This window comes from Tritonibacter litoralis (assembly GCF_009496005.1).
GTDB lineage: Bacteria > Pseudomonadota > Alphaproteobacteria > Rhodobacterales > Rhodobacteraceae > Epibacterium > Epibacterium litoralis.
In genome coordinates, this window is sequence record NZ_WIBF01000006.1 from 116,375 (window position 1) to 131,576 (window position 15,202).

Sequence of the window (15,202 nt, forward strand, 5' to 3'; positions counted from 1 at the left end):
ATTGGCCTGTTGAGGTGAATTGGCGATTGCAGGAGCGGGAGGCGTAGCGCAGAACAGATGCCAGTCTGTGTCCCTGGCCTGGGTGGCCCCTGCGGCCCGTTAATTGATCGGAGGTTTCCTTGAACATCCTGTTTGTCATGTATGATCAGCTGCGGTTCGACTACCTCAGCTGCGCAGGTCATCCCACATTGCAGACCCCTCATTTTGACCGTGTGGCTAAAATGGGCGTGCGATTTACCAAGGCCTATGTGCAATCTCCGATCTGTGGCGCGTCACGGATGAGCTATTACACCGGGCGCTATGTTTCCTCGCACGGGGCGCAGTGGAACGGGTTTCCGTTGCGTGTGGGAGAGATCACGCTGGGGGATCACCTGCGCCAAGCGGGCATGGCCTGTTGGTTGCTGGGCAAGACCCATATGAAAGCCGATGCCAAAGGGATGGCGCGGCTGGGATTGTCGCCCGACAGCGTGATTGGCGCGCGCCAAGCGGAATGTGGATTTGACGCCTGGGCGCGCGATGACGGGCTGTGGGGACAAGGGCCGGATGGGTTTTATGACGCAAAACGCTCGCCCTATAATGAATATCTGAAATCCAAAGGCTATGACGGCGAAAACCCTTGGGCAGATTACGCCAATGCCGGTGTCGAGGGCGATCAGATGGCAAGCGGCTGGATGTTTGAAAACGCCGACAAACCCGCCAATATCCGCGAAGAAGACAGTGAGACCCCCTGGCTGACATCGCAGGCGATCGACTTTATCAACCAGGCCAAAGGTCCGTGGTGTGCGCATGTGTCATTTATCAAACCGCACTGGCCTTATATTGTGCCTGCCCCCTATCACGCGATGTATGGCACCGAGGACATCCAACCGGTGCAGCGGGACGACCGGGAATTGGAAAACCCGCATCCCGTTCTGGCCGCCTATCACGACATCAAAGTGGCCGATGCCTTTCGCAAACAAGAGGTGCGCGACAAGGTGATCCCGGCCTATATGGGGCTGATCAAACAATGTGACGATCAGCTGGGCCGTCTGCTGGACCACCTTGAGGCCACGGATCGGATGAAGGACACGATGATTGTCCTGACCTCGGATCATGGGGATTACCTGGGCGACCACTGGCTGGGAGAGAAGGATTTCTTCCATGAGGCCTCGGTCAAGGTGCCCATGATCATCTATGATCCGCGCGCCGAGGCCGACGCCACCCGCGGCAGCACCTGTGACGCGCTGGTCGAAGCCATTGATGTGGCGGCAACCTGTGTGGATGCCGCCGGCGGCGATGTCGCCGATCACATATTGGAAGGGCGGTCGCTGCTGCCCTGGCTGCATGGCAAATGCCCAAAAAACTGGCGTCAGGTGGTGATCAGCGAATATGATTATTCCGCGACCCCAAGGGCGGCAGCCCTGGGTGTATGCCCGCGGGACGCGCGGATGTTCATGGTGTTTGACGGGCGCTGGAAGCTGATCCATTTCGAGGGGGGCTTCCGCCCGATGTTGTTTGATCTGCAATGCGATCCGGATGAGTTTGTGGATCTGGGCGATGACCCCGCCTATGCAGGCGAAATTGCCGTTATGTATGAACATCTTGCGGCCTGGGGGCGGCGGATGTCGCAGCGGGTGACCATGTCGGATGCGGATATTGACGCCAATCGCGGCCGGTCGGCGCGCAAGGGGATCCTGCCGTTTCTGGTGGATGGCAGCGAAGTTCCGGACGCGCTGACCGAGAAATATCGGGGTCCAGTCCGGCAGGATTACACCCCGGATTGATGGGGCTCGCGTCCAGTTTGGATCTATTTTCTGGGTGCATTGGCCCTACTCTGTCCGGGCGATGCGTTCATATGAAGGAGCAAATCTGAACAAGAAGCGAGTCCCTCCTATGGCACAGCCCAACGCCCCTTTGTCTTTTGCCACCGCCGATGATGTGATCACCGCCTATACCCAGGTGAACCTGGTCGGTGGGGCCCGCGTGGCCAGTGCCGCAGCGCTGGATGTGAAAAACCCGGCCACCGGCGCAGTTCTGGGTAAAGCTGCCGCCAGCAACGCCGAAGAAACCGAAGCCGCCGTCGCCACCGCCAAAGCGGCTCAGGCCGGTTGGGCTGCGATTCCCGCCCGCACCCGCGGCAAGATGGTCGCCGAAGCCGCCCGCGCTGTGGCCGCACAATCCGAGATGATCGCCCAGGTTCTGGCGCGTGAGACCGGCAAGGCGATCCGCACCGAATGCCGGGGGGAGATCACTGTAGCCGCGGATATCCTGGAATTCTACGGCGCGCTTGGTTCCGAGCTGAAGGGGCAGACCGTACCGTTTAACCCACGCATGATGACCACCACCACGCTGGAGCCGCTGGGTGTTGTCGCCGCGATCCTGCCGTGGAACGTGCCGCTGGTTCTGGGGGCGCTGAAAATCGGCCCGGCGCTGGTTGCGGGCAATACTGTTGTGGTCAAAGCCTCGGAAGAAGCGCCTTTTGCCACCTTCCTGATGGCCGAGATCATGACCCAATACCTGCCTGCGGGCGTGTTGAACGTCATCAATGGTGACGGCAAGACCTGCGGCACTGCGCTGACCCACCACGAGGATGTGGCCAAGATCACCTTTACCGGGTCGGAAGCCGTGGGCGAGGCGATTTATAAGGTGGCCGCCAGCCGCATTATCCCGGCCTCGCTGGAACTGGGTGGCAAATCGCCGATGATCATCTGCGCCGATGCGGATCTGGACAAGGCGGTGGCCGGCGCGATTTCCGGCATGCGGTTCACCCGTCAGGGCCAAAGCTGCACCGCGGCCAGCCGGATCTATGTGCATGATGATCTGTTTGACAGCTTTATGGAGAAACTGGGCACCGAACTGGAGAAGCTGGTGATTGGTGATCCGCTGGATGAGTCCACCGATGTGGGCACCGTGATCAACCAGAAACAGATGGATGTGATCCAGGGCTTTGTGGCTCAGGCCGAAGCCACCGAAGGGGCTGATATCCGCCGCTTTGGCGCGCTGCCCGAAGGTGGTGATCTGGCGCCGGATCTGTTCATGCAGCCGACCCTCTTGCTGGGTCTGCCTGAGGATCACCCCTGCGTCACCCAAGAGATCTTTGGCCCTGTGGCCGCAATCCAGCGCTGGTCCGATTATGAGGACGTTATTGCCCGCGCCAATGGCACCCATTATGGGCTGGCGGCCTCGGTCTGGACCAAGGATCTGTCGACCGCGCTGGACAGCACGTCACGCCTGAATGCAGGCTATGTGCAGGTGAACCAGAACCTGACCATCCAGCCCAACGTCTCTTACGGCGGATTTGGCCGGTCTGGCTTGGGCAAGGAAGCCTCGCTTGAGGCGATGGTGGAGCATTTCACCCGCTCCAAGACCATTGTGATCAACTTCGATTAAGGCCCAGATATGGATCATGTGATTTTATTGTCCGCAGCGAGTTTCGCTGCGGGCTTTTTGCGTGGGGTGACCGGATTTGGTTTTGCCCTTGCGGCCGTGCCGATCTACAGCCTGATCGTCTCGCCGATATATGCGGTGCTGATGGCGCAGATCCTGCAGGTGGCAGCAGCGCCCGTGGATCTGGTGCAGAACCGCCGTCACATTGATCGTCAGGCGCTGGGGCGGCTGGTGATCGGCTCGGTTCCCGGTGTTGTCATTGGCGCGCTGATCGCCACCCAGCTGTCGCCGGATCTGTTGCGTCTGGTGATTGCGGCGCTTGTGTTGTTAGGGCTATTTGCGCTGATGGCCAAGGTCACCCTGCCGGACGGGCGTGGACCTGCGCTGATTGCCGGGAGCTGTTCCGGGCTATTGGCCGGGCTTGCGGCGATGCCGGGGCCACCTGCGGTGGCCTATTTCCTGGGACGCGGGGCCGACAAACAGGTGAGCCGGGCGTCCTTGCTGATCTTCTTTGCCTTTACGGCCACAGTCGCCCTTGGGTTTGTGGCGGCGACATCGGATGTGTTGAGCTGGAACATCGGCCTGAGCGCGGCGCTGTCTTTTCCTGCGATGATGGCAGGCAGCTGGGGCGGAACTTGGGTGTTTCAGCGCTTGGGCGATGGCTCCTATCGCAAGGCGGCCTTGGGCGTGTTGCTGCTGTCGGCGCTGATGACCGGTGGCAAAGGGCTGATGGGCCTGTTGTAAGTCATCTCTGTTGTTAAATGGAAAAGGGTCGGCATTTGCCGACCCTTTACAGTTTGAGGAAGGGGCTGAGGCGCCCCTTCCCGGTTGGGATATGCCGCACTCAGGGGCGACCTTGTTCTTGTTGGAGGTTGGAAAGGTCAGGAGCGACCTTTTCCTGTTTGGGGGTTGGAAAGGTCAGGAACGACCTTTCCAAGGAACCAAGATGGTTTCAGCCCGGCGCATCAGAATGTCGATGCCAAAGCCGATGAGACCGATGATCACAATACCCATGATCACAATGTCGGTGGCCTGGAACTTGGAGGCGGCTACGATCATCTTGCCTGCACCTTTCTCAGCCGCAACCAGTTCGGCGGCAACCACGGTACCCCAGCAGACGCCCATGGCGACACGGGCACCGGTGAAGATTTCCGGCAGCGAGTTCGGCACGATCACATGGCGCAGCACTTGCCATTTGGAGGCCCCGAGGGAATAGGCGGCCTGCACTTTGGTGATGTTGACACCAGAGACACCCGCGCGCGCGGCGATGATCATCACCCAGAGCGCAGCCAGGAACAAAAGCACCACTTTGCCGTTTTCGCCAATGCCGAACCAGATGATGACCAGCGGGATCAGCGCCAGAGGCGGCACCGGGCGCATGAATTCCACGATGGGATCAAACCAGCCGCGGGCCCAGCCCGAAAGCCCCATGGCATAGCCCAGGGGAACCCCGATCAGCGTGCCCAGGACAAAGCCTGCAAAGACGCGCCAGAGGGACCAGCCGACGTGTTCGAACAGGGCGGCGTTCTGGTAGCCGTTTGAGGCGATCTCAACCAATCGAGAAACCACATCTTCTGGGGGCGGCATCCAGATCGGCTCCATCTGGAGACCGGGATTGGGGGAGAAGTTCAGCGAGCCTTTGGCGGTCATGGTGACGCTGCCGTTTGGCACTTTGACCGTTTCACCGGGCGCAATGGCCTGACCTTCGACAGCGGTGGTTTTGGCCCCATCACCATCGTTTCGATGGGCGCGGATCAGAACCGAGCGCCAAGCGGCCACGGTTGCCGCATCACCTTGCGCAAAGCCTGTGGCGGCGGGCGCATCCGGCGTGTCGACCTTGGCACCGGTTTCATGCACCAGCACGTTCACGGTGGCATCAGATGTTTGCCCCGCGTCATTGGTCGAGGTGTAGGTGAAGGAGGTATACCCCACAAACGGTCCCGGCACATGGACCGGCACCAGTTTTGAGCCCGTGAAGGCTCCCCAGACCAGAAAGACCACCACAAGTGAGACCACCGACGCGGCTCGGTCGGCGCGCACCGCGCTTTCGTCGCCGAAGGTCACGGTTTTCAGCGAGTTAAAATCGGCCGCTGGCTGCATCGCTGCGCGCACCGTGCGAATGGCAAAATAGGTGCCCGCAAAAAGCGCCACGTAGATAAAGAGAATGAGTAGACCCGTCATTTAGCTCTCTGATGCTCCCATGATTTCTTCTTCCATTTCCCAGATCATCTCGAGGATCTCTTTCTTGGTCTCGCCAAACAGCGGATCCTCTTTAACGGCGCGCAGATCTGCCCCCACGGCACGGTCTGCAAAGGGAAGGCGGTATTCTTTGAAAATCCGCCCCGGACGAGGGGCCATGACCAGAAGCCGTTCACCCAACAAAAGCGCCTCGTCCACCGAGTGCGTGATCAAAATGATGGTCTTGCCCGTCTTCTTCCACAGATCGAGCACAAGGCCCTGCATCTTTTCCCGTGTCAGCGCATCCAGCGCGCCAAGGGGTTCATCCATCAGGATCACATCGGGATCATTGGCCAGACAGCGCGCCAAAGCCACACGTTGCTGCATGCCGCCCGAGAGTTCATAGACCGCCTTGTCCTTGAACGCGCGCAGACCCACGGTGTCGAGGAGGTTCTCCACGATGGTGTTGCGCTCAACCTCGGGCATGCCCTTCATACGGGGGCCAAATTCCACATTGTGGCGCACGCTCATCCACTCAAACAACGCGCCTTTTTGAAACACCATGCCGCGTTCGGCACTGGGGCCTGTCACCGTATTGCCATTCAGCGATACCTGTCCGGCGGTTGGGGCCAAAAAACCGGCCAAAATATTCAACAGTGTGGATTTCCCGCAACCTGATGGTCCCAGAACAGACAGGAGTTCACCCTGCTTCAGTTCCAGCCCCACATCCTGGAGGGCTTGCACATGCGATCCATCCGGAAGATCAAACCGCATGGAGACATCATTGATACTCAAGGCTCCCATATTCGGTGGCCCCCTTTCCCCAACTTCTAATATGACGAACCCGCAGACAGGAGCCTGCGGGTCCATAGGTTTAAATGTACTTACTTGGCGGCGGTCAAAGGACCTGCGTTGACCGCGTCCACATAGCTTTCGAGCGCGCCATCGATGGAGCCTGCGGTCACAAAGACGTCGGCGACACCTTTCATGAAGGTTTGCGCGTTGCCACCCAGCCATTTCTCGGACAGTTGCTCATCCACGGATGGGAAGGAGAAGGTCGAGATGGACGCTTTGGCCGCCTCGATGTCCATACCGGCTTCGCGGGCGATTTTATCCAGCATCTCGTCTGAATGGCTTTCGTTCCATGTGGCGTTGGCTTCTGCGGTTACGGCCAGGAACTTGGACACAAGCTCTTCGTTTTCGACAACAAAGTCGGCCGGTGAAGAGGAGACGTCAAAGACCAGGATGCCCAGCTCTTCTTTTTCGGCACCGGTCAGCAGAACATTGCCGTGTTCTTTCATGCGAGCCAGACCGCCGCCGAAGCCACAGGCAAAATCAACCGCGCCCTGGGCCAGGGCCGCAGCGCCATCGGTTGGGGCCATGTCAACAATATCCAACGAAGCGACATCGACGCCAAAGTGGTCCATCTGGCGCAGGAAACCATAGTGTGCGGCGGTCCCGATCGGAACGGCGACCTTTTTACCGGCCAGCTCATCCGCGCTGTCTTTGTCGATCTCAAGCTCGGCCGCCACAACGCAGTTGTCGTTTTCCGAGTAGCTGACAGCCACATCGATGACCTGCAATGGCTGCCCGGCAGAGGCCGCAACCACAAATGGCGGCACGCCTTGGGAGATGGAAATCTGCACATCGCCCGATGCCATTGCGGCGGACATGGCGGTGCCGGTTTCAAAGGCAACCCAGTTGACTTTTACACCCAGAGCTTCGTCATAGGCGCCATCTGCTTTGGCAGCCAGGAACGGCATCGGCCATTCCAGGAAATAGCCAACAGTCAGCTCCTCGGCGGCTGCGGCATATTGTGCGCTAAGGGCCAGGGCTGTGCCTGCCAGCAGCTTGGTGAATACTTTCATCTTACTCTCCTTGTCTGGACATCTACGGGACTAACCCGCGCTCGGGGCCTTGAGGAGCCCACTTTTTTGTGATTCAGCCACAGGGGCGAACGTGTGGTCAATAAGGCGTGCTCTGATGGGTGGGGACAACAAAAGAGCCACGTTGGATTCATCTCTGGTGGTATTTTGGATCTAAGAAATATCGCAAATGCCTAGTTTTTCATCAGTTTCGAAGCTGGCTTTACCACAATTACGGGCGTTGCCTGGGCTGGCTTGTCTCTGGTCACCAGCATTGGTAGCTTTAGCGCCAAACCGTCAGTGAGATAGATCCAATCATGGCCATCCCCCCCGAAATTTTCCTGCTTCCCCCTGGCGGCGAAGGGACATTACAGCAGAAAATTCAACAGGTTGTATCAGAATCCATTGTGTCCGGGCGCTGCGTGGTCGGGGAACGGATGCCCTCCACACGGCGGCTGGCAGAGCATCTGAATGTGGCCCGGATTACCGTGACGTTGGCCTATAATGAACTGGTGGCCAACGAGTATCTGACCTCCCGCGGGCGGTCGGGCTATTATGTGGCGGACACGGCCCCCAAACGGCCAACCTTTGATCCTTTGGCCACAGAGGCCCAGGAAAAGGTGCAATGGGGGAAGAAGTTCAATCAGAAATTCTCGGCCCATTTCGAAATCTCGCGCCCGCCCAATTGGCGCGATTATCGTTACCCCTTTATCTATGGGCAGTCGGATGCGGATCTGTTTGACCACCGCAACTGGCGCGCCTGTGCCCTGCGCGCTGTGGGGCGGCGGGATTTTGATACGCTGGCCACCGATCATTATCAGCGCGACGATCCGATGTTGGTGGAGTTCATCCTGCGTCAGATCCTGCCCCGGCGCGGGATTGCGGCGCAGCCGCAGGAAATCCTGATCACGATGGGGTCACAAAACGCCCTGTGGCTGGTGGTCGAATTGCTGCTGAACCGGCGCCGCAAGGCCGTGATCGAAAATCCAGGTTATCCGGGCCTGCGGCAGATCCTGGCCCCCAAACGCTGCGCGGTTGAGGCGATTGATGTGGATCACGACGGCCTGCCGCCCGATCTGATCCCCCAGGACGCCGATCTGGTCTTTACCACGCCCAGCCATCACTGCCCGACCAATGTGACCATGTCGCTTGCACGCCGGCAGGCCCTGTTGGACCGCGCGGCGCGGGATGACTTTGTGATTGTCGAAGATGACTATGAGTTTGAGCTGTCGTTTCTCAAATCCCCTTCCCCCGCGCTCAAGTCGTTGGATCAGGCGGGGGCTGTGATCTATGTCGGCTCCTTCTCGAAATCGGTCTTCCCCGGATTGCGCCTGGGCTACATGGTGGCCCCAGAAGAGGTGATCGACGAGGCGCGCGCCCTGCGCAGTGCGGTATTGCGCCACCCGCCCAGCCATGTGCAGCGCACCGCCGCCTATTTCCTGTCGCTTGGCCATTTTGACGCGCAGTTGGCACGCCAGTCCCGCAGTTTCAGCCGACGCCGCACGGTGATGGAGGCTTGCCTACGCAAACATGGGCTGCTGAACAGCCAGCGCGGCGATTTTGGCGGCTCGTCCTTTTGGCTACGCGCGCCGGATGGGGTGGATACCTCACAACTGGCCTATGACCTGCGCAAAGACAGCGTGCTGATCGAGCCGGGTGCTGCGTTTTTTGCCCCCGAAAAGCCCGACCGGCGGCATTACCGGCTGGCCTATTCCTCGATCCCTTCGGGGCGGATCGAGGCGGGGATTGATCTGATGGCGGAACGGATGGCTGCCACGCTTTAGCGCAACGCGGGTCATCAATACCCGCGCGCCTGCCTGTCATCGGTGTGGGTTCCGGCCGCCACCCGTGCAAGGCTGTCGCGAATCGAGAGCACAACCGCACGCGAATCCGGTGCGCTGGCGGTATGAGGAGTCACCAGAACCCTTGGGTGGACCCAAAAGGGATGTCCCTGCGGCAAAGGTTCCGTCACAAAGGCATCCAACGACGCGCCAGAGATCTGACCCGTTTCAAGTGCGGCCAACAGGGCCGTTTCGTCCAGATGTTCCCCCCGACCAATGTTGATCACGGCGGCCCCTTTAGGCAGCGCCGCGAACAGCTCAGCGTTCATAATGTTGCGCGTTGCTTCGGTCAGCGGCAGGACGTTGATCAGAATATCCGTGCGGGCCAGGAATGCAGCGCGGTCATCGTCCAGAAAATGGGTGACCCCTTGGACCACGGGAGCCGGCATGCGGCGCGACAGGCTGGCGGTGGGATAGCCAAGTGCCGCGATCTGAGTGGCCACCTGCCGCCCCATCAGACCAAAGCCCATCACCCCAACCCGGCGTTCCATCGGTGAGCGGCCAAACATCGGACGGTTCCAATGCTGTGCCGCCTGATCCGCCAGATGTTGATCCATGCCCCGGTGATGCCACAGCACATGGAAGGCGGCAAACCCCGCCATCTGCAGGGCCTGATCCTGATCTTCGACCCGCAGGACCGGTACGTTGTCCGGCAGCGATGGGCAGGACAGGATCGCATCCACCCCAGCAGCGGCAGACACCACCGCTTGGAGGTTGGGATATGCCGCAAACGCATCCGCAGGCGGACGAAATGTCACCACAAAATCCACCGCGCCCGGATCTGTCACCTGTTCAGGCCGCAGCATGGTCAGATTGGGGGCATGCTCCGCAAAGGCCGCGCCATGAAGGTTCAGGATGTCAAAGCCTTCGCTGATGGCAACACCAATCATGTGCCGCTCCGCAGGTCATGGGCCTGTTGCCAATCGGCTCCGGGCACAGCCGCCAGGAGCTGTTTCGTATAGGGATGTTGCGGGGTCAGAAACACCTGTTGCACGGGGCCGATCTCCACCAATTGTCCGGTTTGCATGACAGCTATGCGATCACACAGCTGGGCCGCAACCCGCAAGTCGTGGGTGATGAACAAGATCGACAATCCCATGCGGGCGCGCAAATCCCGCAACAGGTCCAGAACCTGCGCCTGAATGGACACATCCAACGCCGAGACCGCTTCGTCCGCGACAATCAGATCGGGTTCCATCGCCAGGGCGCGGGCAATGCCGATCCGCTGCCGCTGGCCGCCGGAAAACTCATGCGGGAACCGGCTGGCGGCTTCGGCGCCAAGGCCGACGATCTCTAACAGTTCATGCGCGCGGGTGGTGGCGTCGGATTTGGACTTGCCCATGGCAATCGGCCCGTCGATCAAGGCGCGCAAGATCCGGTGGCGCGGGTTGAGCGAGGCATAGGGATCCTGAAACACCATCTGCACCTTGTCGCGCTGATGGCGCAGCTCTTCCTCTGTCAGGGCGGCCAGGTCCACGCCATCCACCAGGACCTGGCCGCTGTCTGGGGTCACCAAACGCACCACACTGCGCCCCAGAGTCGATTTTCCCGACCCGCTTTCGCCAACCAGGCCCAGGACTTCGCCCCGTGCCACCGAAAGTGAGATATTGTCCACAGCGCGCACTTCGCGGGCGGTGCGGAACAGACCGCCGCCGGTGCGAAACACCTTGTTCAGATTGCGCAACTCCAGAACCGGCACTGGTGCAATCTCGCGCGCGTCCGGCAAAGCGCCGCTGGGGATCGCCGCGAGCAGGCGTTTTGTGTAGTCATGCTGGGGGTGGGTCAGAACCACTGCGGCAGCGCCGCGTTCAACCACCTGCCCCTGACGCATCACAATCACCTGATCGGCGATTTCGGCCACCACGCCAAAATCATGGGTGATGAACATCACCGCCATGCCGCGTCTGCTGCGCAGATCCAGGATCAGCTGCAGGATCTGGGCCTGTGTGGTCACATCCAGCGCCGTGGTGGGTTCATCGGCAATCAACACCTCGGGCTCAAGCGCCAGCGCCATGGCAATCATCGCCCGTTGCCGCTGCCCGCCTGACAATTGGAACGGATAGGCGCGGATGATCTTCTTGGGGTCCGGCAGGCCAACCTCTTGGATCAGGTCCAGCGCTTTTTGCCGCCGCTCGGCCGGGGTGAATTTATTGTGGGCGGCAAAGACCTCGGCGATTTGGTCACCAATGCGCATCAACGGGTTCAGCGCGGTCATCGGTTCCTGAAAGATCATCGCGATGCGGGATCCGCGCAGCTGTTGGCGGGCGGTTTCGGGCAATTGCAACACATCCTGGCCGTGAAACAAAGCCGTGCCGCCCCCGACCGTGACGCCACCGGGCAAGAGCCCCATCAAAGCGTTGGCGGTCATCGACTTGCCAGAGCCGCTTTCGCCCACCACGCACAGGATCTCACCCGCGTTGAGGGTCAGGGTCATGTCCGACACGGCCAAGGGGCGGTCAGCACCGGCTGGCAGGGCAATCGACAGGTCAGTGATTTCCAGAACCGGGCTCATGCGTGACCCTTTCGGCTGAGATGGGGGTTCAGCGCGTCGTTCAGCCCTTCACCAATCAGGTTCAGCGCCAAAACGGTCAGGACAATCGCGACCCCCGGAAAGAAACTAAGCCACCAGGCCGAGCGGATCACAGTGCGCGCCGCGCCAATCATATAGCCCCAGCTCATGATATTAGGATCGCCAAGCCCCAGAAAAGACAGCGAGCTTTCCAGCAGGATGGCCGTGGCCACCATCAGCGAGGCCAGAACGATGATCGGCGAGACTGTATTTGGCAGCACCTGTTCGATCAGAATGCGCCGGTTGCTGAGGCCAGACAGGCGCGCGGCGTCCACATATTCGCGGCTTTTGACCGCCATGACCTCTGCCCGGACCAGACGCGCCACGGGCGGCCAGCTGACGATGGCGATGGCCAAAGTGATCGAGGTCAGAGAGGGTTCCAGAATGGCCACCAGCACAATCGCCAGGGCGAAATTTGGGATGGTCTGGAAAAACTCGGTAAACCGCATCGCGCCCTCATCAACCCACGCGCCATAAAACCCGGCCAAAGCGCCGAGGGGCACGCCGATCAGCAGGGCAACAAGGGTGGAGACGAGGCCAACGAGCAGGGAGACCCGCGCGCCGTGGACCAGCCCCGCCGCCACATCGCGGCCCAAAGTGTCCGTGCCCAGAAGGAAGCCCTCCATCGCCATCGGCTGCAGGAAGGGGCGTTGCACCATGGCCCAGGGACCGCGAGGGTAAAGAAGCGGTGCAAAGACCGCCAAAGCCACCACAATGGCCAGGATCAGGACGCCGATCATTGCGCCCTTGTGTTTGGAAAATCTGCGGATCATGTGCGGGCTCCGATCCTTGGATCGACCAGACGGTAGATCACGTCGGTCAGAATATTGAAAAAAATCACCATTGCGGCTGACACCAGAAAGACGCCGAGGATGGTGTTGTAATCACGGGCGGCGAGGCTTTCGAACATCAACCGTCCGATGCCGGGCCAGGCAAAAACCGTTTCTGTCAGCACCGCGCCGCCGATCAATTGGCCCGCTTGCAGCCCCGCCAATGTCACCACCGGCAGGATCGCGTTGCGCAGGATGTGACGGCGGCGGATGACCGGGCCGCTCAACCCTTTGGCCTTGGCGGTGCGGACAAAATCCATCTGGCTGACCTCCAGCATCGAGGCGCGCGTCATCCGCATATAGACCGCCATAAAGAATAGCCCCAGCGTTGCGGCAGGCAGGATCAGGTGTTTCAGGATGTCCAGCACACGGGCCAGGCCCGAATAATCCGCGCCCACGGTTTCATAGCCAAACCCCGGCAACCAGCCGAGTTGTACGGAAAAGACCAGAACCGCCATCAGCGCCGCCCAATAGAGCGGCGTGGCATAAAACAAGAGCGCAAAGGTGGTGAGGATACTGTCCGAAACCTTGCCCACCCGTGCCGAGGCGGCCACGCCCAATGCGATGCCAAAGGTCAGCGAAATCACAAAGGCCGACAGCGTCAGCAACAGTGTGGCAGGCAGGCGATCCAGGATCAGATCCAGAACCGGCGCCCCTTGGCGGAAGGAATAGCCAAGATCCAGCGTCAGCACATTGGAGACATAGGTCCACAGTTGCACGTGAAACGGCTGATCCAGACCAAACCGCGCCCGCAGCTGGGCGATCATCTGCTCATCGGCAGCGCCCGCTTCCCCGGCCAGAACCACGGCTGGGTCTCCGGGGGCGGCGTGGACCAGAAAGAAGTTCAAGACGGCAATGGCCAGCAGCGTCAGAACCGCCTTGAGCAAACGGCCAAACACTTGGGTGAGGGCAGCCATGGGCGGCATTCCTCCTTTGATATTTAGAATTGGGTTGGCCCGCGCGGGAGAGGCGGGCCAACGACGAGCTTACTTCTCGAGCCAGGCGTCGCGCAGGCCGTCGTTGATCCCGATGGCTGTTGTCACCAGATCCTGGACGTCGCAGCGGTAGATGGTCGGGAATTCAAGCTCGAGGAGCCAGGCCACCGGCACATCGTCAACAATGGTCTTTTGGATGTCGACATAGGCGTCGGCGCGCGCGGATGGGTCCGCCATCACCGCAGCCGCATCCCATTTGGCGTCAAGCCCTTCGTTCACGTAGCCTTGGACATTGTTCCACGGTGACCCTTTGGCGATATTGGACGCCACATAGGTCCGCGATACGCCCAGCGCCGGATCGCCGTATTGGTAGAGATAGGTGAACGCCATGTCATAATCCCATTGGGCGGTCTTCTCATTCCAGCCGGCCACATCCGTTGCATCAATCTCAATCTTGATCCCAACCTCCGAGAGGTTCTGGCGCACCGCTTCGGCCCAGCGCTGCCAGGTCTCACCATATGGCAAGGGCAACAGGCGCACTGGCTCGCCGTTGTATCCCATCTCGTCCAACAACGCTTTGGCCTTGGCGGGATCATGCTCGTAGATGTTCACATCATCCGTGTAGAAATTGGTTTTGGAGGACACCGGTCCGGTGGGCACTTTGCCAAAGCCGTTCCAGACCACATCGCGCACAAATTCGCGGTCCATGGCGTACATCACGGCCTGACGGAAGCGTTTGTCCGCGGTAGGACCTTCGCGGTTGTTCAGCCACATCCAGGCGTGCGGGGCAAAGAATTCCCAGCCCTTGCCGGTGGAACAGACACCCTCCATCGCCGTCAGACGCGGCACATCCCAGTTTTCCACGGATCCCCCCGGCAGAACGTCCACCTCACCGGTTTCAAAGGCCACGGCGCGGGCGGCGGCATCTGGGATCACGCGGTAGAACACCTCATCCAGTTTGGGCAGCCCGTCGAGATAGTAATCCTCGTTCTTGACCAGATGGATATAGCTGCCCTTTTCCCAGGCCGAGAACTTGAACGGGCCGGTGCCGATCGGCGTCGCATTGGCCGGGTTGTTGGCGTAATCCGTGCCCTCATAGATGTGTTTGGGCACAATCGGCATGGTGCCCGTCTCAAAGATCGAGATGAAGGGGCCAAAGGGTTCGTTGAGCGTAAAGACCACGGTTTGCGCATCGGGGGCCGTGATGCTGTCGACATATTTCAGCGATGAACGCAGGCGGGCGTGGGTTTCGCGCAGGAACACATCGGCCGAGAACACCACGTCATCGGCAGAAAACGCTGTTCCATCGTGCCATTTCACACCGTCTTGCAGTGTAAACGTATAAACCAACCCGTCATCAGAAATGGTCCAGGATTTCGCTAGGCTGGGCTGTGGCTCCAGATCGGTGTTATAGCGCAGAAGGCTTTCGTAAATGTCGCCCGCCACCAATTGGGTTGGGCCGTTTTGCACCAGACCCAACATCAACCCCGGCGGTTCAGGCTGTACTACAATGTCCAGACGGCCCCCGGTTTCGGCTGCCAATGCGGTGCCAGCCAGGGCGGCGGCTATAAGAAAAGTCGTCGCTTTAAGATAGTTCATCATTTTCCCTGTCGTTGTT

Annotated in this window: 12 protein-coding genes; 4 read left to right on the forward strand and 8 right to left on the reverse strand. The window is 60.1% G+C overall.

The window, feature by feature from the left end:
- The first annotated feature begins 119 nt into the window (after positions 1–119).
- From GFB49_RS11410 to GFB49_RS11420, 3 genes are all read left to right on the forward strand, one after another.
- Positions 120–1,763, forward strand: coding sequence for a sulfatase-like hydrolase/transferase (locus tag GFB49_RS11410; RefSeq protein WP_153216001.1), 1,644 nt, complete (start codon positions 120–122; stop codon positions 1,761–1,763).
- Between the two features lie 109 nt (positions 1,764–1,872).
- A complete protein-coding gene (locus tag GFB49_RS11415; RefSeq protein ID WP_153216002.1) occupies positions 1,873–3,369 on the forward strand; it encodes an aldehyde dehydrogenase family protein in 1,497 nt (498 codons plus the stop codon).
- Between the two features lie 9 nt (positions 3,370–3,378).
- Complete coding sequence (locus GFB49_RS11420) at positions 3,379–4,110, forward strand: sulfite exporter TauE/SafE family protein (RefSeq protein WP_153216003.1); 732 nt, start codon at positions 3,379–3,381, stop codon at positions 4,108–4,110.
- Between the two features lie 174 nt (positions 4,111–4,284).
- Here GFB49_RS11420 and GFB49_RS11425 read toward each other — a convergent pair whose 3' ends face one another.
- From GFB49_RS11425 to GFB49_RS11435, 3 genes are all read right to left on the reverse strand, one after another.
- Positions 4,285–5,547, reverse strand: a complete 1,263-nt coding sequence (locus GFB49_RS11425; RefSeq protein ID WP_153216004.1) for an ABC transporter permease subunit — start codon at positions 5,545–5,547, stop codon at positions 4,285–4,287.
- Positions 5,548–6,348, reverse strand: coding sequence for a taurine ABC transporter ATP-binding protein (locus GFB49_RS11430; RefSeq protein ID WP_153216005.1), 801 nt, complete (start codon positions 6,346–6,348; stop codon positions 5,548–5,550).
- Positions 6,349–6,428: 80 nt separating this feature from the next.
- Entirely contained in the window at positions 6,429–7,412 is a 984-nt protein-coding gene (locus tag GFB49_RS11435; RefSeq protein WP_153216006.1) for a taurine ABC transporter substrate-binding protein, read from the reverse strand.
- A 314-nt stretch (positions 7,413–7,726) separates the two neighbouring features.
- On the opposite strand from GFB49_RS11435, the gene pdxR reads away from it, so the two are divergent.
- Complete coding sequence (gene pdxR, locus GFB49_RS11440) at positions 7,727–9,193, forward strand: MocR-like pyridoxine biosynthesis transcription factor PdxR (RefSeq protein WP_153216007.1); 1,467 nt, start codon at positions 7,727–7,729, stop codon at positions 9,191–9,193.
- Between the two features lie 14 nt (positions 9,194–9,207).
- Here pdxR and GFB49_RS11445 read toward each other — a convergent pair whose 3' ends face one another.
- The 5 genes from GFB49_RS11445 to GFB49_RS11465 all read right to left on the reverse strand — a co-directional run bounded on the left by GFB49_RS11445 (position 9,208) and on the right by GFB49_RS11465 (position 15,183).
- Complete coding sequence (locus tag GFB49_RS11445; RefSeq protein WP_153216008.1) at positions 9,208–10,140, reverse strand: 2-hydroxyacid dehydrogenase; 933 nt, start codon at positions 10,138–10,140, stop codon at positions 9,208–9,210.
- The gene (locus GFB49_RS11450; RefSeq protein ID WP_153216009.1) at positions 10,137–11,762 is read right to left on the reverse strand and encodes an ABC transporter ATP-binding protein; all 1,626 of its coding nucleotides are present in this window, start codon (positions 11,760–11,762) and stop codon (positions 10,137–10,139) included. The genes GFB49_RS11445 and GFB49_RS11450 overlap by 4 nt, the downstream gene beginning before the upstream one ends.
- Positions 11,759–12,559, reverse strand: coding sequence for an ABC transporter permease (locus GFB49_RS11455; protein ID WP_425505212.1), 801 nt, complete (start codon positions 12,557–12,559; stop codon positions 11,759–11,761). The genes GFB49_RS11450 and GFB49_RS11455 overlap by 4 nt, the downstream gene beginning before the upstream one ends.
- Before the next feature lie 29 nt (positions 12,560–12,588).
- A complete protein-coding gene (locus GFB49_RS11460) occupies positions 12,589–13,566 on the reverse strand; it encodes an ABC transporter permease (RefSeq protein WP_153216011.1) in 978 nt (325 codons plus the stop codon).
- A gap of 69 nt (positions 13,567–13,635) precedes the next feature.
- Positions 13,636–15,183: an ABC transporter substrate-binding protein gene (locus GFB49_RS11465; protein ID WP_153216012.1), complete on the reverse strand. Its 1,548-nt coding sequence runs from the start codon at positions 15,181–15,183 to the stop codon at positions 13,636–13,638.
- Positions 15,184–15,202: the final 19 nt, after the last annotated feature.

Bases quoted from the DNA above. Each gene is read 5' to 3' on its own strand.
- GFB49_RS11435 (WP_153216006.1), bottom strand. From the start codon at position 7,412: ATGAAAGTATTCACCAAGCTGCTGGCAGGCACAGCCCTGGCCCTTAGC.
- GFB49_RS11420 (WP_153216003.1), top strand. From the start codon at position 3,379: ATGGATCATGTGATTTTATTGTCCGCAGCGAGTTTCGCTGCGGGCTTT.
- GFB49_RS11425 (WP_153216004.1), bottom strand. From the start codon at position 5,547: ATGACGGGTCTACTCATTCTCTTTATCTACGTGGCGCTTTTTGCGGGC.
- GFB49_RS11415 (WP_153216002.1), top strand. From the start codon at position 1,873: ATGGCACAGCCCAACGCCCCTTTGTCTTTTGCCACCGCCGATGATGTG.
- pdxR (WP_153216007.1), top strand. From the start codon at position 7,727: ATGGCCATCCCCCCCGAAATTTTCCTGCTTCCCCCTGGCGGCGAAGGG.
- GFB49_RS11455 (WP_425505212.1), bottom strand. From the start codon at position 12,559: ATGATCGGCGTCCTGATCCTGGCCATTGTGGTGGCTTTGGCGGTCTTT.
- GFB49_RS11445 (WP_153216008.1), bottom strand. From the start codon at position 10,140: ATGATTGGTGTTGCCATCAGCGAAGGCTTTGACATCCTGAACCTTCAT.
- GFB49_RS11430 (WP_153216005.1), bottom strand. From the start codon at position 6,348: ATGGGAGCCTTGAGTATCAATGATGTCTCCATGCGGTTTGATCTTCCG.
- GFB49_RS11450 (WP_153216009.1), bottom strand. From the start codon at position 11,762: ATGAGCCCGGTTCTGGAAATCACTGACCTGTCGATTGCCCTGCCAGCC.
- GFB49_RS11465 (WP_153216012.1), bottom strand. From the start codon at position 15,183: ATGAACTATCTTAAAGCGACGACTTTTCTTATAGCCGCCGCCCTGGCT.
- GFB49_RS11460 (WP_153216011.1), bottom strand. From the start codon at position 13,566: ATGGCTGCCCTCACCCAAGTGTTTGGCCGTTTGCTCAAGGCGGTTCTG.